We start from the raw sequence: 23,001 nt of genomic DNA, 5'->3' as shown, positions 1-23,001 counted from the left end.
TAAGCCTGGTAAGTTTAGATTTTGCGATCTAATGCTGGTATGGCAATCCTGAGCCAAGCCCATTGTTGAATTATTTAGCAGTGGGAAGGTGCAGAGACTCGACGGGAGCTACCCTAACGTGGTGTTTTTTCTGGCTTGACTGGAAATAAACCAGGGCGAGGGTAAAGGGAGAGTCCAATTCTCAAAGCCGATCGTGATTAATAGATGTTTTTTAATCATGGCAGTGGCGAAAGCTGCGGGAGAATGAAAATCCGTTGACCTTATAAGTCGTGAGGGTTCAAGTCCCTCCACCCCCATTTTTTTTGCAGGCCCTTGTTATTTACTTAGCAGGGGTTTATTGCTGCGATCGATTGTTATTCAAGCCCTAAAAAGTCCTTAATTTCTTGCTCAAGCCAAATATATTCAGCATTTGTTAACCCTGCACCAAAATAATGGTTCCCTTCACTTGTCTTTAAACGTATAAAAGATTTCGCTTTATCTCCTTCATGATCAAACATTGCCATTTGCTGATTTATTGAAGTTATGGGGTAGTCGCTTTCTGAATGTTTCATTCTTAGCCCCAAGAAATCTTCCTCAATTAAATATCCAAGCCGTCTTATATGAATAATTTCTCTGGAAACACACTTGTATATGACAACACCAAAAATAGCTGCGATTAAAATCCAGAATACTACTGTAGTAAATAATCTAAGTGCTCCATTTGTATAATTCAAAACTTCAAAGAATATAGACAGAAACCAGCTAAAAAGAAACATTAAGACTAAGGAGTATACACCAAAAGTTTCTATAGAGAATTTCAATCTTGGCATGACGATCGTAAGTATTCCACTGGTTCGCTGGACAATAATTCTACTGTTGTTGGGCTTACTAATTCTTTCCTGTGTAAATCCTGAAGCTAAATAGCCATTTAAATTTAATAAGTGGTCTGAGGCTTGCCTCGCAATCTGCACACGCTTTTCCACTGAGGGTTCGATCAGATAATCAATCCACTTAGCAAACTTACGATCGCAACTAGTGCGATTCTTAAACTTAATCTTCAAATTCTCCTGGGGTAGCTCCGCTGGCGAAACCCCTGTGAGCAAATGAATCAGCGTTGCGCCCAAAGCATAAAGATCCGACGCAGGGACAGCCCGACCACCAAACTGCTCGATCGGTGCGTAGCCATATGTCCCCACCACGGTGAAGGTTTTACCCTCGGCGGAGGCTTTATCCTGCACTGCGCCAAAGTCTACTAAATAAACCTTTTGATCCTCACCATAAATAATATTGCTGGGCTTGATATCTCGATGCAACACCGCTGGATTTAGCTCATGCAGATAGGTGAGGATTTCTAAAATCTCGATCGCAATCTGCTTGACTTCAGCTTCAGTGAACTTTTTACCCTGAACCAACAAATCCTTGAGCGAGTTACCAGGGATATAATCCTGCACCAGACCAAACCACAGCGCCCGATCGTCGATCGAAAAGTAATCGCGGTACTTGGGTATGCAGGGGTGATCGAGTTGTTGCAAGACCTGGGCTTCCCGCTCAAAAAGTTTGAGGTCATCCCATTGCACATCGCCGCCAAAGGTGAGCAGCTTAACCACTACTTGCTCTTTTAGTTCAAGATCGATCGCCAACCAGGTTTGCCTACCCGCGTTGTGGCCGAGTTGACGTTGCAGTTGATAGCGATCGTGGAGGATCTGATCCGATTGCAGCACGCTTAAAATTTTCCTCAGCAAGACCTATTCTGGCTTCGAATTAGTTATTTTTTATATTCTAAGCCGATCGCATCTATTTCTCAGTCAATCATCTGACATTTAGAGCGAGAGAATCAGGATCGCCTTGCTCCTGGTGATTGGAATTCACAATAGAAAATGAGTTGAGAGATTATACCTAGTGATTAGATAAGATAATTTAATCAATATATTTTGTGAATATACGAAAACTCATGGATTTAAGGGCTGGTTAATATGGCTATAATTTTGCCTTAGCAAGGGTTTTAGCTGTCAACCCCCTTTGTCCTATGCCTAAAGATAGAGCATATATATCATTGGAAGGAAATTGGGATTAACTCTTACCTCTGAAACCGCTCTAGCGCTATTATGCAATCACAGGCCGAGTTATTCGCGTCTAGATTCTAACCATTCTAATTATTGACTTGGGCAAGATTGCACTAGCAATATACAGAGTTGAATCAAAACTGGATTATGTCATTAGCGATCGCTCTGGCTCAATATACTAGTCTTGCTTTTTGATTAGATTCTTTTACTAGAGTCTAGGCTATGGTTAGGCTTTAGAATAACTTGGTATTTGTTTGACTACATACATTAATTTGAATTCTCAATAGCGCTATGATGCCAAAAGCGACAAGCCTGCACTGATTCATAGAATATCTGGTGACCCAAGCTGATTAATCTAAGCCTGGATAAGCGGATGTTGCGATCGCGGGTGCAGAACGGTCGAGGTTCAAATTGCCCTAATTAACTTAAAACTAAACTTACATCGCTAAGCTTAGTTGGCATGAAGTCAAGAGTCCTTTGACTCACAAACTTACAGATTCACAAATTACAAATCTACAAATTCATAGAGAGGAGTATTAAAACATGGCAGATTACACTGTTACTCTAAAAACCCCCGATGGTGAAAAGCAAATTACTTGCCCCGATGATACCTACATCCTAGACAAGGCAGAAGAAGAAGGTTTGGATCTTCCTTACTCCTGCCGTGCTGGTGCTTGCTCTACTTGTGCTGGCAAGATGGTGTCTGGTTCGGTTGATCAATCCGATCAGTCCTTCTTGGATGATGAGCAAATCGAAGCTGGTTATGTTCTAACTTGTGTGGCATATCCTACTGCCGATTGCACGATCGAAACCCATAAGGAAGAAGATCTCTACTAATTGATCTACTGATCCAATCGATTGTTTGGCAGGTGCTAGACCCAGTGCCCCGCCAAACTTTGGATCACCTGATTCTTACTTAATTAACTAAGTTATTTGATTAGTTATTATTTGATTAGTTAATGGTATGCATGGGTAAGTATTCTTTCTACTTTCCTTACTCCGACCTGCTAAACGAGCGGCGGAGTTTTTGCTTTATTGGGGGTTTATTAGATTTCTATTGTAGCTTTTCTGATCGGGGTGAATTATTAAAGTAATCCTAATCCTGATTCCCCTGATTGGGGCGATCGCTTGCTTGGCGCTACACCACCAGAAATATTTTGTATAGTCAGTGGCAATATAACAGCTTTGAGCTAAAGGTGCTTGCATCTTGTTAGCAGGCATTGGTCAGGCATTGGTCAGGCATTGGTCAGGCATTGGTCAGGCATTGGTTAAGTGCATTCTCAAGAGTTGATTTAAATTTTGATTACCAGCAATAACCACTAGATTATTTGTTATTGTTTGGGGGGCAAGGCAGCAGGAGTAAACAGCATTGGCATTACCAGAGAGTTCCCACGGTTCCGATCGATCGCAGCCCCATAGTGATCAAGGCGATCAAAATAATCAGGATGAGCGAGATGAGCAACTAGATTCAGCTCAGGCTTCAGACAAAAATTTAAATTGCGAGCCGGAAGCTGTTCCAATTGATCCGGTTGATCCTGCTTCAGAGCCTGACCAGGGCAAAGCAAATGCCAGGCGATCGCTATTTAGCATTGCTGGGATCGTGGCCTTGGCGACTTTGCTCAGTAAGGTGTTTGGCCTCTTTCGGCAAATGGCGATCGCGGCTGCCTTTGGGGTGGGTGCAGCGGTGGATGCCTATAACTATGCCTATGTGGTGCCAGGCTTTTTGTTGGTGCTGCTGGGGGGGATTAATGGCCCATTCCACAGTGCGATCGTCAGTGTGCTATCCAAGCGCAATCAAAAAGAAGCGGCACCACTGGTAGAAACAATCACCACGCTGGTAGCCGGTGCATTGCTGTTGGTGAGTATTGCGCTGGTGTTTTTTGCCCAACCAATGATCGATCTGGTTGCGCCCGGATTGGCTGGTAGCCCAGAGGGAATGGAAATCAGGGCGATCGCGGTGCAGCAGTTGCGGATCATGGCACCAATGGCGGTGCTAGCTGGGTTAATTGGGATCGGGTTTGGTACGCTCAATGCTTCGAATCAATATTGGTTGCCTTCGGTCAGCCCGATGTTTTCGAGCTTGGCGGTGCTGTTGGCGATCGGCTTCTTTGCCCTGGCTCCTGGGGGGGAGGTGGGTTCCAATGCCTATGCGGTGCGTGGCGGCATGATCCTGGCCTGGGGAACCTTGGCGGGGGCGATCTTTCAATGGCTGGCGCAGATTAGTGCCCAATGGCGATCGGGCATGGGTAGCTTGCGCTTGCGGTTTAATTTTCGATTGCCGGGCGTAAGGCAAATCCTCAAAATCATGCTCCCAGCCACCTTCTCATCGGGGCTGCTGCACATCAATGTCTATACCGATCTGTTTTTTGCTTCCTATATTCCCCAGGCTGCTGCCGCCCTTGGTTATGCCCAATTATTAGTCCAAACCCCATTGGGCTTGCTCTCGAATATTATTCTGGTGCCTTTACTGCCAGTTTTTTGTCGGCTGACCGAACCAGAGGATTGGGATGAGCTAAAAGTACGCATCCGGCAGGGAATGATGCTAACCGCGATCGCCATGCTCCCGCTCAGTGCCTTGATCATGACCCTGGCATTGCCGGCGGTGCGCTTGGTCTATGAACGGTTTGCCTTCGATCAATCGGCCTCTAGATTGGTGGCATCGGTGCTGGTGGCCTATGGCGCTGGCATGTTTGTGTATTTGGGGCGTGATGTAATGGTGCGGGTGTTCTATGCCCTGGGTGATGGCAGTACACCGTTTAAGGTCAGCATGGTGGGGGTGGGTTTGAATGCCCTGTTTGACTATATTTTTGTGCAACAATTTGGTGCGCCGGGGCTGGCTTTGTCTACGGCGGGGGTAAATTTATTTTCGCTGATCGCCCTGGTATGGCTACTCGATCGCAAACTGAATGGCCTGGGCTGGCAGAGCTGGATGAAGCCGCTCTTGGGAATTACGGTGATCAGTGCGATCGCTGGGGCAACCAGTTGGGGAGTTCTGTGGGGGATCGCCCAACTCTGGCAGTCAGATGGAGCGCTGATCCAAATTGTGCAGCTAGCTCTGGCTGGTGGTGGTGGTTTGCTGGTGTTTGGGCTGTTGATCGTGCGGCTGAGATTGCCAGAGGTCGATCGGGCTTGGCGTATGATCAAACAAAAATTACCTGTGTTTAGATAGATCTTACTAAATACACCCTTAGTAGTATATTTCTGAAGATGTAAATAGATATTGTCTAATTGCAGGTAGCTATAGATATCGTAAGGGTTGATAAAAAAATTAAAACGATCCCAACTTGAGCATTTTTTAACAGTAAGTTTAGGCGTAAATGCCAATACACTTAATGCTTTGCTGATAATTAGCAGAGGTTAGATTAGGTACTATGGATAGTTTAAAAAACGAATTTATCTTTTTCTTTATTCTCTGGGTCGTAATCATCTTTGGGACTGGTCCGATCGTCAGGAATGAGAAAACAAGTCCTTTAATCAGACATTCGATCATTCGATCACAGTAGTTATCACTTTGATGTGGGTTTATGGAATCATAAGATTCATAGGTAGTGCTATACAAGTAAGGATGAGTTGTAATGATGCACAAATAACCAGATAGCGCCAACATGGTTAGCTAACTTTTTCGAGAAAGAAAGAGATTTGCGAACCAGTCTTGAAGCTCTTTGCCTAAGAGTGCAATTAAATCGCTCAATTCTATTAGTCAAGCCTGAACCTTTGTCCACTGGTTGATGACGCATACTCGGAACTACCTGAGCATAGGCACGCCAGAAATCAGTGTAACAAACAGCACATTGTCGATAAACGGGTGGTAAAGACTGCCATAATCCTTGAGCACCAACCTCATCTCTAGAACCGATATACACTCCTACGATCTCCTTAGTATCAACATCTATAGCTAACCAAACCCAAACCTTGACTCGTTTCTTGCCTACAAAAGACCACAGCTCATCCATTTGAATGGTTAAGTGCCCTTTTTTTTAGCCTGTACCTGCACTTGTTGGGGCACTTGAGCATATTTGTGATTAACATATTGCTGTAGCCATCTTGGTGATACACCTACAACTCTGGCAATACCTGCGAGTGAAACCCTCTCTAGCAGAAGTTTGTCGATTTGAGCTTTAGTCTCATTAGCGATATATTTCTTCTTAGAATTGGCTACAAATTGTCTATTGCATTGTTTACATTTGAAGTTTTGTTTACCGTTGTGAATTTTGCCATTTTTGACAATTTTGAGTGAATTGCATCTTGGACAAGTTAGCTTAGATGTATCCATGAGAGAGAATTTTTGTATCTTCTATCCCATTATCCTTACTTCTGCATGACTACCTATTTATTAACTATTTAAGTTAACTATCAATCAACTGCTTCATTTCCCGCACCGCCTTGTCCAGCCCCACCAGAGCCGCACGGGAGATAATGCTATGGCCAATATTCAGCTCCTCCATGCCCGGAATCGCTGCCACCGGCTTGGTATTCCAATAGGTGAGACCATGCCCAGCATTGAGCCGCAGCCCTAGGGCGATCGCCCTTGCCCCACCGGTTTGCAGAACTTCTAGCTCTTGCTGTTGCTCGATCGCATTAGTGGCATTGGCATAGGTGCCAGTATGCAGCTCGACCAGTTTGGCTCCAGTTTGCGCTGAGGCTTCTAGCTGATCGATATCTGGGTCAACAAACAAACTAACCGGAATCTGGGCGGTTTGCAGTTGGCCAACTATTTTAGTGAGGCGATCGATTTGTCCTAGGATGTCCAAGCCGCCCTCAGTGGTCACCTCTTCCCGCTTTTCGGGCACCAGGGTGACATAATCTGGTTTTACGGCCAGGGCAATTTCCACCATTTCATCGGTGGCTGCCATTTCCAAATTTAAATGGGTGCGTACGGTCTGCCGCAAAATTTTTACATCACGGTCTTGAATATGGCGGCGATCTTCGCGCAAATGCACAGTGATGCCATCTGCACCCGCCAATTCAGCAATCACTGCGGCTGCCACTGGATCTGGCTCCACCCCGCGCCGCGCCTGGCGAATGGTGGCAATGTGGTCAATATTAACTCCTAGGGTGGTGGCGATCGACATATTGGCTAGTCAGTACAAATGCAAATAATGTAAACGAAATGCAAAGAAACAAATGCTTGAATGCTGGTTGGTTGCATGAAAATACGAGGCTGGAGGCTACCGCAGCATGGCTTAGCATAAACAAAAAATTTAAGAATATTTAAGGCTACGGCGATCGGCCAGCTTTCACTTCCCCCAGGTGGGTCAAGAAAAGGATTTAGTTGGATTACGATCGTCACCATAATTGCCAAAATATTAGTTATTAATATTAGTTAGCAATAAAAGATTAACCCCAAGAAGCCAAGCAGAGCTGGAACTATTAGGAATTAACCCCATTCATAGCTAATTAACAATCTAGTTCTAGCTGGTGTAACCTGGTTCAGCAAAAGCATATACAAGTAAATATCTAGGCAATTTATCCCAATCCGCATTTATTAAAATAGAGATTGGATTGGTACATAGATTTAAGCCAAGTTGATTAATTCCGGCTCTAACTAAACATACCAACCAACCAATAGTAAAAGTTAATAATTGTTACTAATAAAACCAGCAAGCTTAGATTCAGGTAATAAACTTAGTTACTAACAAACACTAATAGACTTAACAATTAGCAGCCAATTCGATCGACTAGCTAGATCGATGCAAACTAGATTTGAGTTTCAATGCTAAGCCTGATCATCACTGAGCTAGAGCTGTAGCAGATCTTGGGCGACCGGAAAGTAAGTGGACCAGATGCGTGGATCAGGACGGCTATACCAGTCCGATCGGGTCACATTCATCTGCAACACCAAAGCTGCCTGCGCTTGATCTTCTGCTGTTATCTTAATAGAAACATCCGAGACGAGAATTTCACGATCGAACATGCTCTGAGCTGCTGTTCTGGCCAGGGTTTCAGCACGTCTAACCAAAACTGTATAATCTTCGCCATTCCTGGTGGGCAGGCGCAAGTCAACCTCTTTGCGCTCCGCCGCTGCTGGAAAAGCAGTTGCCAATAATGCCAAAGATGCTATATAGCTTATCCAACGAGTTGGGGTTTTAAATCTCATGCTCTCACACCTAATACAAATGTTTGCCTCAAAATAGCGCAAATCATAGCAAACATATTGTCTATTGACAAAAATAAGACTATAACTTTTCACCGAGGGACTAGTTTATTTCTGTTGAGCCGATCTATATTCAGGGGGCATCATGTCGAACAGCCAGATCCGCGATCAACTAGTACAGCAGATTAATCATTTGCTGGCCAGGCCATTGGGTTCGGCGGCCAGGGGTTTCCCCCAGGAAGAAATCCAACAACGGGAGCAGCTCAAACAGTTGCGATCGCGGTTGGCCAATTTGCAAGATACCGATGATATCCAGGCGATCGAGCAAGATTGCAATCAATTAATCGCGCAGATGCAAAATCCAGGCTCCACCAAATTTTCCCTGACTGAGTCAAGTTCATCTAGTTCAACCCAAGCCCCCGCTTCTAAGTCTTTTCAAGCTCCTAAATCGGCTGCTAAAAATGCGCTTGGCGATCGCCCCACCGCCAAACAAGATCTCAGCAAATATCAGTCAATTCTGTCGGCGGCGGAATCGAACTGGATCAAGGAAACACCCAACATGGCGCAGAAAAACGCAGCAACCCCGCCCGCGGATCTGGCTCAGCTCAAAGAACAGCTTGCCCCCGTGGTCGAACAGGCAGTCCAACAAACGGTTCAGCAGGTACTGGAGCGAACCCTGCCAGTGGAGCGGGCGTTGATGATCGCCGAAGTGACGGCCAATTTACGCGGCATTGTGGAGACCAATCAACCCGACTCGCCCGATGTTTCCCCCTTTGAGGTCGAGCAGCAACAGCAGCAATTGCTCTATGAAGAAATTGCCAAACTAGAAAACAAATATCAATCGCAACTTGATCAACTGCTCGATCGCCACAAACAGCAAGAGCAGGAGTTTGTTAGCTATATTCAAACCTCTAATCAGCAACTGCTGTCCCAGATTACCAATGAAGTAAGTCAGGCGATCCAGAATATTCAGCCAGAGCCTGCCACAACGCCTGATCTGGTGGAGCTACCCAATCAGCGGCCTAATCAAGAGGCCATGGTGGAGGAAGTAAAGCAACGATCGGATCAGTTCTTGCTGAATCTGGACGCAATGTTCCATGCCACCCTCAAGTCCTTGGAAAATAATATTCAGGGCTATCGTAGTTCTTTGCAAGAGCAACTCGATCAGATGCAGGAGGCAGAACAGCGCGGCGAAATGTTATTACAAGCCCTGGTCGATCGGATGGGTAACGAAGTCCAAAATATGCCACCTCAATCGCGCTCTGGGTCGGCAAGTAATCAAGACTCAAATCAGGCTTCCAGTCAGGGTAATGATCAGGATAATTACACCACAACCGATGCCCAAACAAGCACCACAGATACAGATATAGATGAAGATATTGATATTGATCTAAATTTAGATGATCCTGAGTTTGACCAAGTAACAATCGATAGTCTGCTCAGTAATGATAGCGATCCAGATGCAGCGATCGAATCCAATCTGGTTAATTTCCCCCTAAATCGCAGTGCCAACCTTGGTCTTGGTGCTGATATTGCTGATCCTGCTGTGTCATCTGACTCGGCGGAGCAGTTTGAACAAACTGAACAAGCTGAGCAAACGATCGAATTTGAGACTAGTACCGCATTTGGCAATGATATTGGTAGCACCCTGGCAGAGCTTAATATTGGCTTAGATTTGCCTGCCTCCAGCGCCAATCCAGATGTAAATCTAGCCGATACTGACCTACCTGGTGATCTAGATGATTCGACTGATTTGGATGGCCTAGATGATCTTAGCAACCTGATTGGGCTCAACAATGTCAATCAATCTGGTCTAGAGCTAAATGCCCAACTTAACGACCAAGTTGATAATATTGCTACGTCGGATCAGGATCAGCTAGAACCCCTGGCAGGTTTCGAGCCAGACTATGCCGAGCCCGTTAGCGATATCAATGATATTAATGGGGATATTAATGAACCAGATCTTGATTCCGCCTCGGTTCAAGCTGATGTAAACAAGGCGATCGAGCTAACTGAAAGTGCAACCAGTGAGTCTAAATTTAGTGCCGATCTAAGCCAGGAAAATCTTGATAGTCTAATCGATAATTTTTATAACCGTTCCCTGCAATCGCACCAACCAGAGGGTAATGATGCAGCGATCGATAGTAGCTCTGATTTAGACCTCGATCAGGGGGCAGCCACAGATGACATCAACATTACTGGTGTTCAAGATCAACGGTCTCAAGATGATAGTTTTGGCGATTTCATCGAGGACTTGCAAAGCGGTTCAATTGAGGTTGAGCTTGATGATTTTGCTAATCAGCTATCTGAGCAGGTAAACGCAGAGGATAGTTACTCAGGCAGCGGCCTAACCACAGGCACAGATACGAATATAGCTACAAATATAGATGATGATATTGATACCGAAATTGCCGAGCCTCAAATTCTAGCTAGTCAAATCAATGCCCAGGATTTTGACCCTGATGCAGATACTCAGATTGCAGCGTTTACGGAGCCAGATCCTAATGAGTCGATCGCCAGCGATGTGAGCCAAGCGGTTGAATCCCCTGCTGGATCAGATGATTTGATGTCCTGGTTAGAAAGCAGCGCCGATAAATTGTCGGCATCTGAAGTAGAAAATTTGCAAACTAATGTTCCTGAGCTAGGTGATCTAAGTGAGCTAGGCGATCTAGATGCTCCCAGCGCTCTAAGCGATCGGGATAATTTGAATTTGCAATCGGGCTTGAGTGCTAGCAATACAGACTTGCTCGATGAAGATCCAGATTTGCTAGCCTGGCTAGAGCAGCGGGATCAACCAGATCAATCAGAACAGTCTGTCGGCGATGTGGCAACTGGTTCGGAAGATAGCTTTAGTAAAGATTTTGGTGACAAGTTTGGCATTAGTGGTTCTCAGCCAGAGCAAATTAGCCAAGAGAATCGCAGCGATCAACCAATCGATCGCTCTAGTGCTGCACCTACCCCCGATCCAGATTTTATGTCCTGGCTAACCAGTGAGGACGATAGCGATCGCCTGGAGCCAGATGCGCCAGATGTGATCCTAGTAGAGGCAGTGGAAACATTGGAGTCGGAGGCAGATAATGCCCAGATTGCCTACCTAGAGGCAGAAGATGATGCAGAGAAGTTAGATGAATCATTAATTCTGCTGCCAGAAGAGACAGAGGAGCAACGGTCAGTGAGCCTGACTGAAGATGAAATCCTGCTAGCAGAACTGGATCAAGACTTGGAAAGCCTGGATATTGGCACTGGCGTAAACCCGATCGTAGCGGCGAATCTGGATCTGGCGGTTCGTAATACCCCATTCGATAGTGGTGCAGATGAACAAGCTGAATCGATCGCTCAGAGCAACGAACCTGAGCAAAATGTAGCTGAGACAACGGATAACTCACAGGATTTATTTGCTGGCACTGAGTTTGTGGCTAAGGATAGTGATGAAAGCCTTAAGCGTACTGGGATAGATAGTGACAACGAAGACAGCGATCTGTTCGCGCAAATTCCGGCGATCATTGATGATGCGGCAGTTTTATTTGACCGGGATCAAGCCGACCAGCAGCCAGACCAAGCAAGCGATCGCAGTGAACTAGATGAACTAGATGACCTCGGTTTAGATCTTGGCTTAGACAATCTAGACAATCTAGACAATCTAGACAATCTAGATAGCAGAGAAGGCTCAGATCAATCGGCGGAGATCCCCCAGATCGTAGATGACTCGGCGGCTTTGTTTGGCACTAAAGCTAATAGTGCTGAGGCCGATCGCCCTGGTTCCGAGTCGGATCTGCTGGAAGATGCTAACTTAAATACCTTTCCTGATCAGTTATTTAATTCAGAAACAAGCTCTAGTGGTTTTGATAGTTTCAATGATGCTGAGGCAATAACCGATCGCACGATCGATGATTTACTGGGCTTGGCTGACGTAGATCTAGATGCCGAGATCCCACTGCCAACATTTAATAGTGATTACAGCAACGATAGCGATCTTAATTTAGAGAATCTAGAGTCCAATACCGAGCCCCTATTACCGGACTTGCCGGACCTGGAATCAAGGCTAGAGCAAGATTTGAAATTTGAACTAGAGCAATTAGCCCAAGAGCAGGATCATAGTTTTGATCTGCTCACTAATGCCAATGCGCCACAGACATCTACTCCTGAGCCTAGTGGTGGTGTACAAGATCTGAATCGAGAGTTAGATGAGTTAGTCCAGGGACTCGATCGCAATATTGATGTCGATCAAGAACTCGATACCATTTTGCAGGGAATCGACGGCCTTGATGTGGATACAGACATGGATACGGTGCTAGAAGGCTTGCCAGAAGTGGAGCAGAATGAAGATGCGGCAGAAATGCTCAGTGCCTTAACTGCGGATTTGCTCACTGACCAAGAAACTGAAATTGAAAGCTACAATGGCGATCGTTTCGATGAAGCCGATTCAGACAATGCTGATCCTGATGCTGAGAAAGACTTTTATGCATCCTTAGAAGATGAACAAGATCAGCAATTAAATCAATTTGCCGATGATTTAGCAAATCAATCAAACCAAGCAGATGGTCAAACGATCGATCATGGTTTTATTAATCATGAATTGGATGAATCGGTTGAATCTAGCGAATCTGACCAGTTTAATGAATCAGATGAATCTGATCCGGCATTAGCCCTTGATGCAGAGCTAAATGCTTTGGCTGAATTAGAAACCGGGCTCAATCAAGATTTTGGCACTGATTTGAGTGATCCCATTGCTTCAAGCGATCAAAATGTAGCTGAGCCAGAACCAGTTTTGAGTGAGGCAGAACTGAAGTTAACCGAACTAGCCGATCAAGAAGCCCAAGACTACACCTGGCAGGGTTTCTCCCCCACTGAGGCGGATGTGGCCGATCTGAGCCAAGACCCAGCCTGGAATGAAGCTATTTATAACTTGCCCGACTTCCAAATTAATTCAGCAACCGATCAAACTTCCGCATCCACTGATCTCAGATTCACCGATCCAGACGCTGATCCAAATACCTTCGATCGCCCCGCTAATTTCCTTGACGTAGAGGCAGTGGAAGTTGAGCCAGAGCCACCAGAGCTAACCGGATCGCAGCTAGATTTAGTCTTACCAGCGATCGGTAACCCTACCCCCACCCCAACCGATGTTTCAGATACCTGGTTTTTGGGGATCGATTTTGGCAGCAATCATCTCAGCGCCACGCTGGTGAATGCCAATAGCGGCAGCATTTATCCCCTTTCCTTTGGTGATCCTAGTAATGCCACGCCGACTATTCCCACGGTGGGGATACATAGTAGTGATGCGCAGGAGAATGCTGACCCGCTCCAGGCTAATATTGCAGTTGGCATCACGGCAGCAACCCTGAACCAGAGTCATATCAGTCACTTTAAGTCGTTACTAAAGCTCGGTCTGCCCTATCGAGGTATTAGCGCTTGGCAACCGATCGTGCAACAAAGCAAACAACAATCGCTACCGCTGCGGTGGGTACAAGGAACGCTCAAACAATTGCTGGTCAAGCTGAGGGCTGAGGCAATTCACAGCCTATTGCCAAACCTGGGCGATATTCTCCAACATCTAAATGGGGTGCTTTTGGGGCATCCGACCGGGTGGCCAGATACCTATGGGCTCAATCTGCGCGAGGCGGTTTTAAGTGCGGGATTGGTTGATGCGGCAGAGAAGGTGATGGTGGTCGATCGGGCGATCGCGCCTTTGCTGCTCAGGATTCATACCCAAGCTGATTTGGCTCCATCCACCTTAGCGATCGATGCTGGTGCGGCTGCCACCAGTTTATGCCTGGTCAGAGCCAGTGGTGGCAAGGTACATCGCAGCTATATTAAGAACATTGGCCTGGATTATGCTGGCAATGCCCTAGAGCAAGATATTGTCACCCATTTACTCTACCCCCACTGGCAATTGATCGCCGCCGTTGACCAGCCAGAATTTGATTTAACCCAATTTGCGCTGCCGGAGTCAGGTGATCCTGCCCCATCACAGCGGGCTATTTTGCAGCAATATTTACTCAGCAGCAAGGTAGGGCGTGAATTTCTGCAAGCGGCAGCCAAGCTTAAGGTGGCCTTCACGATCGATAAGAATCTGGAAGAATGGAGCACCACAGTCCAGGACTTGCCCTTAACCGTGTTACGCCGTGAGCTAGAAAATCAGGTGTTGCACCCCTATATTCAATTAATCAATCGCCACTTAAATAACCTGCTCAGCAACTCTGGAATCGCGGCCACTGAGGTTCGTTCCGTCTGGCTGGTGGGTGACACCACCCTGTTACCATCCTTAAACCGCTGGTTGGTGCAAAAGCTGCCGAATGCCCAGGTTGAGCGGTTGGCTAAATATACTAACGCGGCTGGCTTGTCGCTGGTGCCGCTCTATCGCCATTTGATTGATATTTCCCGGCAACAATATTCCGATTACTTCTTGCTCCAGGAAATTTGCAAGCTTAATTTGCGTAATCCGGTGAGCCACAATCGCCTGATTCAACAGCTCCAGGCGCGGGGCGTGAATGCCAATGCTTGCCGCGATCGGATCATGAATATTCTGCAAGGTGAGCTACCGGCTGGTTTGTTCCCCTGGCAGGAACCAGAGAAAGAAATAATCTTAAATGACCCCACCCTATCGCCAGAACTATTTGCGGGACAGCTATTTGAGTTCCAAACCGATGGCACCTATCAACCCAATTTACAAAAGTTACAACTGCTGAATAGCTACCTGCAAACGATCGTCTCGAATATGCAGCAAACCCTGGCGGAGCCGTTGGTATTCCCTGAGTTTGTGGCAAGGGAATATGCTTAATATGTGTTTAATATATGCTCAATATGTGTAGAGGTGGCTGAGTTGAGAGCTTAGCGATCGGCACATCAGCCTATAAGCCTATAATTTAAGAGCCTGAGATTTTGAATTTTTGGTATTGATCTAAAAGTAAGGATTTCTAGGAGTGGATGCTGGATTCAGTCTTGCTCCCATAGCCAGATATCCTGACACGTTCAGGGCTACCAAATTTTTTGGTTCGAGAATTTCATGAGTTTTAAGTCTCTAAAAATCTTTAAAAATCTCTCAGTTTAACCAACTAAACCAGAGCACAAAATGCAGCAACTAGTGCGCCCCGACATCGCCACCCTTTCTGCCTACAAAGCTGAAAGCCTGGCTGATATTACCGCCACCGAGATTGATAAAATTGATGCTAATGAGGTATCTAGCGATCTACCGGATTGGTTTAAGTCCCAACTCGGCACGATCGCCAGTGATCAAATTAAAGCCAATCGCTATCCAGATGGCGAATATGCTCACCTCAAACAGTTAATTGCTAACTATGTGGGGCATGGGATTACGTCGTCCCAGATTTCGATCGGCTGTGGCTCCGATGAAATTATTCGATCGCTCTTGGTTGTGGCCTGTCTGCATCGCGGCAGCATCATGGTAGCTGAGCCCACCTTTTCGATGTACGACATCTTAGCTCGCAGCCTTGGCATTCCAGTGGTGAAGGTGCCACGCCATGACCAAAATTTCCAAATTGACTTAGCCGCCGCCCAAGCTGCGATCGAACAGCATCATGTGGCCGCGATCGGCCTGGTGCATCCTAACTCTCCTACGGGGAATCTTCTCAACTCAGCGGAACTAGATTGGGTGCGATCGCTGCCCAGCAACATCCTGGTGGTGATTGATGAAGCCTACTTTGAATTTGCTAGTCACACCCTGGCAGCCGAGCTAGACCAGCATCCCAACTGGTTGATTATGCGTACCTTCTCCAAGGCGTTTCGATTGGCGGCCTATCGGGTGGGCTATGCCTTTGCGGCCAATGAGTTGATTGAAGCCCTAGAAAAAGTGCGCCTGCCCTATAACCTGCCTACAATTGCCCATACTGCGGCAGAGTTGGCTATGGACAACCGCGATCGACTCCTGGAACTAGTGCCAGAAATCAGGCAGGAACGCGATCGCCTCTATCGGGAATTAAGCAATTTGGGTTTAAGGGTGTGGCCGAGTGCTGGCAATTTCTTGTATGCCCGTGGTCAGGATAACAAAGCGATCGCCCAGGCGCTCAAACAAAAAGGAACTTTAATTCGTCAGACTGGCGGTGGTTTGCGGATCACGGTGGGCACTCGATCGCAAAATCAACGCTTAATTGAACGAATGGGCGATTGCCTTAATTCTCTTTAGAAGATCAAGCCAGTAGAACTCTTGCAAAAGTCGAATATCGTAGCCTGGGAGTTACGATCTCAGCGCTTAAATAAGCATTTATGATTTATGTAAGAAGTCTAATAGCCAAGGCTATAGCACTTGAAGAGTTTATGAGGACTAAAAGTAGATATGTTTGCTAGTTCACTGGAATAGTCTCTGCGTAAATCATGTCCTAAATATCCCCATGGCTGCTATATCTTAAGGCAGGCTTAGAATAATTAAAAGCAACAAAAAACCGTAACTGTGCAGCTACGGCAGTAAGTTCTTAATTACTAATCAGCGATCGAGAATCTGGTTTCAGATCCTTTGGCGATCTTATACCTGGTAATCGAAGTAATTATTAATTAAAAGTATTGAAGGATTGGTGTCGCTATTCCGCTATTCTTCGGGGCCACAGTCAGACAGCGAAGGAATGCCATCTGGCATGATCGCCCGACAGAGGTTAGCGCCAGTCAGTTTTGCACCAGCCAATTTGGCCTTGCTCAAATCAGCACCCGTTAAATTAGCGCCACGCAGGTCAGCACCACGCAGATCGGCAAAATAGAGATTAGCATCGCTGAGATCGGCTCCGCTAAAGTCAGCGCCGGGAGCTTTGGCAAAGCGCATACTGGCTCCCGTGAGATTAGCCCGGCTCAAATCGGCCTTAGTGAGATCGGTGCTGATCATGCTGGTGGCAGAGAGATCGGCTCCGACCAGTTGGGCATAATTCAGTCGGCTGCTATCAATTCTGGCACCCGTGAGTCTGGCATCATTAAGCGTGATTCCCATCATGAAGGCATTACGCAAGTTGGCATCAATTAAGGTAGCGCGTTTCAAATTAGCTTCCACCAATTCCGCAAACGCTAGATTTACACCGCTTAACCTGCTGTCGCGCATGTCTACCCCATTGAGGAAAGCGCCAGCCAGATTGGCATCACTCACGTCAATATTATCGAGGGCGCAGCGCTCACAAACCAGGTGCTTCATTAAATAGAGAAGATGGCCTGGGTCTTCGGCTTTAGCTTGACTGCCAAAGCTAAAAGTCAGGCTAGTTGCAACCAACAATCCAGTGGCAATATTTTTTAGTTTCATGTCCCTTACTAAATATGAGGTCGTTGCTATAATCCGATCGCAAGCCACCCATTAATAAACCCTTCTCCCAGTAAGGTCACCTGACAATTATGTTTAGCACCAATCGCAGCGATCGCTTGACAAGGATTCAGCTCCAGATACCTCGGCATGAGATACCTGACTTGAGCTTGATTGAACCTGGATCAAAGATCGGGATTTAGCTGTAAAGATAATCAGGATATGCTTAATTTTGAGGATTAAATTCTAGTTAAAACTAAACGGCGATTACATAGCGATCGCATATTCCCATTGGCGATCGGGAGCCATCTAGTTCCATAAATCGATTAGCATTTATTGAATTTAGTCCCAAATATATACCTAGTATATCGGGTTGAGCTGAGTTTATGAACTATTCTTTTTGACTCTTTTTGACTGAGGCTTTTTGCGATGCTTGGTTGCAATTACTGAGCAATTACTGAGCAATTACTGAGCAATTACTGAGCAATTACTGAGCAATTACTGAGCAATTACTGAGCAATTACTGAGCAATTATGAGGTGATATCGATCTTGCCTAATGGCTGAAATAAACCCCAGGCGATCGATTGCGCTAAGTACCCTCAAGTCAGGGAAAGATGAGGAAGTCAGCCATGTCTATTGATCTAAAATGTGGCAGACTAACTGGGCTGGCAATTACTGGACACAAATAGAGCAATTATGGGATCAGGAAAACTGCTGGGGCTGCTAGGGGCTCTGATTTACTTTGTCTTTACCCTGTTGCCAAATGCCAGCACCGAAGCATATCGCTGGCCCTGGGTAATGATCGCTCAGGTGGGATTGCTCTGTATGGCGATCGCGGCGCTGTTGGGACTATGGCGCAAGCAATCACCGTTCTATTGGCTGGGGCATCACCTGGATTGGCCGATTACTCTGTTGTTTATCAATCTCTGTCTGGGGGTTATCTTTGCGCCCTTTCGATCGCAAGCCCTCTGGCAAAGTTTGATCGCCTTTGGTTGCTTGGCGGCGATCTATGCAGTAAATAACTACCTCAGCCAGGATGTGATCACCAGCGATCAAACCAAGAGTGTTAAGGAAAGATGGTCGGAAACAATTACTATTGCTGCCCCCAAGCTCAGGGCAAAATATAGCCCCAAACTAATTAACCTGCTCACGTTTCAAGGCATCCTCAGTTTGGTTTTCATCGTAGAGAGTCTGGCAAACTGGCTAGTTACGGTGTTATTTCCCAAGCTGGGCGAAATTCAACAACTGCGGCAAGCGGGTGTTAAGGCATCGTTCGACTTTTTTGATCTGGCCAACCGGAATGCTGCGCCCCTAGGACATCAAAACTATGTGGCTGGTTTTTTGTTGCTGTCAATGCCGATTCTAGTTGGCTTGGCGATCGCCCAGAAAGGAATCTGGCGCAAGGTTTGGGCTGCTGGAGTTGTTTTAGGTCTAGTTGACCTTTACACCACCAGTTCACGGGGCGGCATTCTGGCGCTCACGGTGGTGGGTAGTGCAGCTTTGCTGTTGTTATTGTGGCGGAGCCAGATTAAGCGCTTGTGGTTGGGTTTAGGTGGCTTGGGCTTTATTACCGCGATCGCCCTCACCTTTGTATTTAACCAGCGTCTGCGCTATTCACTCTCTTTTTCGATCGCCTCGCTGGGCAACTGGCTATCCGGCAGCGGCATTGATAACCCTGGCTTCAGGGCGATCACCACCTACACAGGCTGGCAGATCGGCTTGCATCATTGGCTGGTGGGGGCGGGGGCAGGCGCTACGCCAATGCTCTATCAAAAGTTTCGCCCGGTCTGGGCAGCAAGAATGGCCGAGATGATCGCCCAACTACACAGCACCCCGGTGCAAATCTGGGCAGAACTAGGGCTATGGGGCATTGTGACTAGTTTTCTGGCGATCATTCTCCTACTTGCTCTATTAATTAGGCTACATCGCCAACCCAAGTGGCAGGCCGATCGCCAAGCGCAAGTTTTTACCTATTGCCTCTATGGCAGTTTGCTGGGCTATGGCACGATCGCCATCACTGACTATCAACTGGATATTTTTGCGATCAGTGGCAGCTTGATTCTCATTCTGGCTTGCATTGCCCACCTGGGACAGGTTTATGGTTATGGCGAACTCCCAGCTAATGGGTCGAGCGAAAATCTAGAGCCAGATCAATCAAACGAACCCAATGATCAAGACGAGCAAAATGAATCGACTGTAAATGAAGATCTAGCAGATCCGATCGAAGTATCAACTATCACTCCTACACCAGATCAATCACCTCAACCTTCATCAGAGCAAATATTACGGCCCAGATTATTGCCCCAATTAGGCGATCGCCCCAGGAACCTTGTCGCCCCTGCCGCCACCGTATTTTTGTTAGCGGGGTTAGTTTGGCTAACACCTGTACATATGGCCTGGCAGTCCTCCAGCGTAGGATTTATATTTTTAGACAATGCCAGATATTATCTTGAAGAAGAACAAGACCCCACCGCTGGACTTGAGAACCTCGATCGGTTTGCCAAAAGCCTGGAGCGAGCCCATAATCTTGCCCCCTGGGAGCCCTACTATGCCTATCAACTAGGTTGGAATTTGGGGGATCTTGGCATCCGAGCAGCAGGTTTAGGCATTCCTCCTGATGTTGCCCAACAAATGCAAACTAATGCTTATGGTTGGTTTAAATCCGGCATTGAAGCTGACCCCAATCAAGAATTTGGCTATACCAATGCGGGCTGGCTCCAGTTGATCACACAAAGTGAAATTGATCGCACCAATCCTGCCGATAAATTTGAGCGTGCCCTGGAGTTATTACCAATTCGCCGATCGCTCAATTTTGGTCTGGGTTTAAGTTGGTTGCAACAACAAAGACCAGAGGAAGCCATCGCGGCGATCGCCCAGGAATGTTTATATAACCCCATTTTTATCACTAATCCTGGCTTGCAAGCCGCCCCATTCTTTCCACAGGTATTAAGCGAAGTCGATCGCCACTATGACGAAGCCCTGGCAAAATTAACCGATCACCCCGCCAAATATCGCACAGTTAAGCTAGTGCAAACCCTGATTCATTTTTGGACTGCCGCCAACCGCGATCGACAACAGTTACTCACCGATCTCAGGGAACTGGAGCATCAACCAATTTCTTTGCTGGCGGATGCGATCGCCAATCAGCCCCAGAATTTAACTAGCACAATTGAAAATCCCCAAACTGCGATCGAGATGTTAATTGCGGCCTGGTTTACCGATAGCGATCCTGCCACCAGAGGAGCATTGATTACCCGTGCCTGGGCTACTGCCCAAAAGCGATTGCCGAGTGAATTTGAGCAAGTGCAAATCGCCGCGATCGTGGAGCGGATGAATCGATCGAACAGCTTTCTAGCCTGGCTCACCGATCCAGTAATTGGCACTCCGCTATTACGGGAATATCGCACCGCCCGACCTGGGTTTGGCATTCTGGCTCGCCATGAAGACGGCCCCGATCCCACTGACCTACTGCCACTGCAAGACAATGCGATCGCCTCGGTGTTTTTTGAGCCCTACTTTTTAGACCGAGCTACGCAGATTTTAATCAACCTTAATTTTCAATCCTCAGCTCAATAACCTCATCACATCAGTCACATCAGCCGCATCTAAGCGCCCATGCCGGAGTATTTTCTTAGTCCTAAGCGCCACAGGTAGCGATTGAGCAAGAAGAAAGCGATCCCCCAGGCCAGAATTGTGAGCAAGCCGCGACCAATATTTACGGGCAAACCAACCAGCAGCGAAGCCGGAAAAAAGATCATATAGGGAAACGGAGTCCACATGATTACTTCCCGCACCGCATCGGGATAAACGGTTAGGGGCGCAACCAAACCCGACAGGAAAAAGTAGGGCATCAGCATCAATTGCTCGATCGCACTGGCTCGCTCTGTCCAAAAGGCCATCATCGCCGAGGTATATTGCATTAAAAAGCGCAGGCAAAAGGACATGCTGCAAACCAAAATTGCCAATAACACGTTAGACCAACTGGGAACCCAAAACGCCTGGGGGTAAAGTGCAAAGAACAGGGCGATCAAAACCAGAATAATTGGCAACCGCGTAATTCGCTCCGAGACATGACTGGCAAAATGATGCCACACCGGATCGATCGGCTGGAGTAGGCGATTGGACAGGGTGCCTTTCACCACTTCCTTTTCAAACTCCCACACCACCCAGACAATGTTAAACTGGCGCACCAGAAACACAGCAATAAAGTAGCGGGCAAATTCCACCGCCGTAAACCCAAATTGCCCGCCCTCAGAGGCTTTAATCCACACCCCCATCAGGATAATTGGAAATGTGCCCGTAAATACCCATAGAATAATCTCCGCTCGATATTCCAACATATAGGCGTAATAGACGTTCATCAGGGTTTGAGCCACTTTAATGATGTGTCGCATATTTAAAACTGATAGCTGAGAATTTATAGGCTATTGAGCCATTGGCAGAGTGGGACATCCAAATGGCAACCTCAAAGAGACATAAGGTAAGGGTATATTATGAATCGGTAGTCATGCAGAAGTAAGGATAATGGGATAGAAGATACAAAAATTCTCTCTCATGGATACATCTAAGCTAACTTGTCCAAGATGCAATTCACTCAAAATTGTCAAAAATGGCAAAATTCACAACGGTAAACAAAACTTCAAATGTAAACAATGCAATAGACAATTTGTAGCCAATTCTAAGAAGAAATATATCGCTAATGAGACTAAAGCTCAAATCGACAAACTTCTGCTAGAGAGGGTTTCACTCGCAGGTATTGCCAGAGTTGTAGGTGTATCACCAAGATGGCTACAGCAATATGTTAATCACAAATATGCTCAAGTGCCCCAACAAGTGCAGGTACAGGCTAAAAAAAAGGGCACTTAACCATTCAAATGGATGAGCTGTGGTCTTTTGTAGGCAAGAAACGAGTCAAGGTTTGGGTTTGGTTAGCTATAGATGTTAATACTAAGGAGATCGTAGGAGTGCATATCGGGTCTAGAGATGAGGTTGGTGCTCAAGGATTATGGCAGTCTTTACCACCCGTTTATCGACAATGTGCGGTTTGTTACACTGATTTCTGGCGTGCCTATGCTCAGGTAGTTCCGAGTATGCGTCATCAACCAGTGGACAAAGGTTCAGGCTTGACAAACAAAATTGAGCGATTTAATTGCACTCTTAGGCAAAGAGCTTCAAGACTGGTTCGCAAATCTCTTTCTTTCTCGAAAAAGTTAGCTAACCATGTTGGCGCTATCTGGTTATTTGTGCATCATTACAACTCATCCTTACTTGTATAGCACTACTCAATAAATAATAGTTTAGCTATTACTTTCTTCTGAGTTTGGTTCCGCTGGATCGCCCTTCATCTCATCCCGAAACCCTTTAATTGTCTCGCCCATGCCTCGACCAAGCTCTGGCAATCGCTTTGCGCCAAATAGAGCCAGCGCTACCACTGTAATTACGATCGCCTCTGGCCATCCTAAACCAAACATCGCTAACTTCCTCTTTTTTTAATATCGAATATTGAATGGTTTTAAACTTTGGTAATGCTGCATGGCCACATCCTTAACTATCAACACTATCAACTTTTATTTAAGTTTATTCGTATAACTTTAAATTTAAGAGTCCCTGGTATATATGGGGTTAGAATGAC

14 protein-coding genes are annotated in these 23,001 nt (G+C 46.4%); 6 read left to right on the top strand and 8 right to left on the bottom strand.

Annotation, left to right across the window (positions count from 1 at the left end; translation table 11 throughout):
• Positions 1-353: 353 nt before the first annotated feature.
• On the bottom strand, positions 354-1,700 hold the full coding sequence (locus tag PSE7367_RS06615) for a serine/threonine protein kinase (RefSeq protein WP_015164600.1): 1,347 nt from the start codon (positions 1,698-1,700) through the stop codon (positions 354-356).
• Positions 1,701-2,585: 885 nt separating this feature from the next.
• On the opposite strand from PSE7367_RS06615, the gene PSE7367_RS06610 reads away from it, so the two are divergent.
• Positions 2,586-2,879 (top strand): 2Fe-2S iron-sulfur cluster-binding protein, encoded by a 294-nt coding sequence (locus PSE7367_RS06610; RefSeq protein ID WP_015164599.1) that lies wholly within the window; start codon positions 2,586-2,588, stop codon positions 2,877-2,879.
• 532 nt (positions 2,880-3,411) lie between these two features.
• Positions 3,412-5,211 carry a murein biosynthesis integral membrane protein MurJ gene (gene murJ / locus PSE7367_RS06605; protein WP_015164598.1) on the top strand — a complete coding sequence of 600 codons (1,800 nt, stop codon included), beginning with the start codon at positions 3,412-3,414 and terminating at the stop codon, positions 5,209-5,211.
• Between the two features lie 382 nt (positions 5,212-5,593).
• Here murJ and PSE7367_RS21510 read toward each other — a convergent pair.
• The 4 genes from PSE7367_RS21510 to PSE7367_RS06580 form a co-directional block, all read right to left on the bottom strand.
• A protein-coding gene (locus PSE7367_RS21510; RefSeq protein WP_156800328.1) for an IS1 family transposase occupies positions 5,594-6,315 on the bottom strand; the annotation gives its coding sequence in 2 pieces (ribosomal slippage) (positions 5,594-6,009 and positions 6,009-6,315; 723 coding nt in all).
• A gap of 73 nt (positions 6,316-6,388) precedes the next feature.
• Positions 6,389-7,114: a pyridoxine 5'-phosphate synthase gene (locus PSE7367_RS06585; RefSeq protein WP_015164597.1), complete on the bottom strand. Its 726-nt coding sequence runs from the start codon at positions 7,112-7,114 to the stop codon at positions 6,389-6,391.
• A 5-nt stretch (positions 7,115-7,119) separates the two neighbouring features.
• Positions 7,120-7,344, bottom strand: coding sequence for a hypothetical protein (locus PSE7367_RS21870; protein ID WP_198013448.1), 225 nt, complete (start codon positions 7,342-7,344; stop codon positions 7,120-7,122).
• Positions 7,345-7,779: 435 nt separating this feature from the next.
• Positions 7,780-8,094 carry a hypothetical protein gene (locus PSE7367_RS06580; RefSeq protein WP_225882693.1) on the bottom strand — a complete coding sequence of 105 codons (315 nt, stop codon included), beginning with the start codon at positions 8,092-8,094 and terminating at the stop codon, positions 7,780-7,782.
• Positions 8,095-8,281: 187 nt separating this feature from the next.
• Between PSE7367_RS06580 and PSE7367_RS06575 the strand changes: the two genes are divergently transcribed.
• Both PSE7367_RS06575 and PSE7367_RS06570 read left to right on the top strand, forming a co-directional pair.
• Entirely contained in the window at positions 8,282-14,917 is a 6,636-nt protein-coding gene (locus PSE7367_RS06575) for a midas domain-containing protein (protein WP_015164594.1), read from the top strand.
• Between the two features lie 291 nt (positions 14,918-15,208).
• Positions 15,209-16,279 carry a histidinol-phosphate transaminase gene (locus PSE7367_RS06570; RefSeq protein WP_015164593.1) on the top strand — a complete coding sequence of 357 codons (1,071 nt, stop codon included), beginning with the start codon at positions 15,209-15,211 and terminating at the stop codon, positions 16,277-16,279.
• Between the two features lie 399 nt (positions 16,280-16,678).
• Here the strand turns inward: PSE7367_RS06570 and PSE7367_RS06565 are convergent, their stop codons facing one another.
• Entirely contained in the window at positions 16,679-17,371 is a 693-nt protein-coding gene (locus PSE7367_RS06565) for a pentapeptide repeat-containing protein (RefSeq protein ID WP_015164592.1), read from the bottom strand.
• A 694-nt stretch (positions 17,372-18,065) separates the two neighbouring features.
• On the opposite strand from PSE7367_RS06565, the gene PSE7367_RS20265 reads away from it, so the two are divergent.
• Positions 18,066-20,945, top strand: a complete 2,880-nt coding sequence (locus PSE7367_RS20265; RefSeq protein ID WP_015164591.1) for an O-antigen ligase family protein — start codon at positions 18,066-18,068, stop codon at positions 20,943-20,945.
• A 29-nt stretch (positions 20,946-20,974) separates the two neighbouring features.
• Here the strand turns inward: PSE7367_RS20265 and PSE7367_RS06555 are convergent, their stop codons facing one another.
• Positions 20,975-21,763, bottom strand: coding sequence for an ABC transporter permease (locus tag PSE7367_RS06555; RefSeq protein ID WP_015164590.1), 789 nt, complete (start codon positions 21,761-21,763; stop codon positions 20,975-20,977).
• Positions 21,764-21,923: 160 nt separating this feature from the next.
• On the opposite strand from PSE7367_RS06555, the gene PSE7367_RS21505 reads away from it, so the two are divergent.
• Positions 21,924-22,645 (top strand): IS1 family transposase gene (locus PSE7367_RS21505; RefSeq protein ID WP_156800356.1). Its coding sequence is split into 2 segments (ribosomal slippage): positions 21,924-22,230 and positions 22,230-22,645, totalling 723 coding nucleotides; the frame shifts between segments, so codons are not numbered across the junction.
• A 21-nt stretch (positions 22,646-22,666) separates the two neighbouring features.
• Here PSE7367_RS21505 and PSE7367_RS06540 read toward each other — a convergent pair.
• The gene (locus PSE7367_RS06540; RefSeq protein ID WP_015164589.1) at positions 22,667-22,840 is read right to left on the bottom strand and encodes a Sec-independent protein translocase subunit TatA/TatB; all 174 of its coding nucleotides are present in this window, start codon (positions 22,838-22,840) and stop codon (positions 22,667-22,669) included.
• Between the last annotated feature and the right edge of the window lie 161 nt (positions 22,841-23,001).

Origin of the sequence: Pseudanabaena sp. PCC 7367, assembly GCF_000317065.1 — a bacterium.
Classification (GTDB): Bacteria; Cyanobacteriota; Cyanobacteriia; order Pseudanabaenales; family Pseudanabaenaceae; genus Thalassoporum; species Thalassoporum mexicanum.
This window is presented reverse-complemented; position numbering and strand designations above follow the sequence as displayed.

Excerpts from the sequence above, each read along its gene's own strand:
- PSE7367_RS20265 (WP_015164591.1), top strand. The coding sequence starts at position 18,066 with ATGGGATCAGGAAAACTGCTGGGGCTGCTAGGGGCTCTGATTTACTTT.
- PSE7367_RS06555 (WP_015164590.1), bottom strand. The coding sequence starts at position 21,763 with ATGCGACACATCATTAAAGTGGCTCAAACCCTGATGAACGTCTATTAC.
- PSE7367_RS06570 (WP_015164593.1), top strand. The coding sequence starts at position 15,209 with ATGCAGCAACTAGTGCGCCCCGACATCGCCACCCTTTCTGCCTACAAA.
- PSE7367_RS06540 (WP_015164589.1), bottom strand. The coding sequence starts at position 22,840 with ATGTTTGGTTTAGGATGGCCAGAGGCGATCGTAATTACAGTGGTAGCG.
- PSE7367_RS06610 (WP_015164599.1), top strand. The coding sequence starts at position 2,586 with ATGGCAGATTACACTGTTACTCTAAAAACCCCCGATGGTGAAAAGCAA.
- PSE7367_RS06565 (WP_015164592.1), bottom strand. The coding sequence starts at position 17,371 with ATGAAACTAAAAAATATTGCCACTGGATTGTTGGTTGCAACTAGCCTG.
- PSE7367_RS06585 (WP_015164597.1), bottom strand. The coding sequence starts at position 7,114 with ATGTCGATCGCCACCACCCTAGGAGTTAATATTGACCACATTGCCACC.
- PSE7367_RS06575 (WP_015164594.1), top strand. The coding sequence starts at position 8,282 with ATGTCGAACAGCCAGATCCGCGATCAACTAGTACAGCAGATTAATCAT.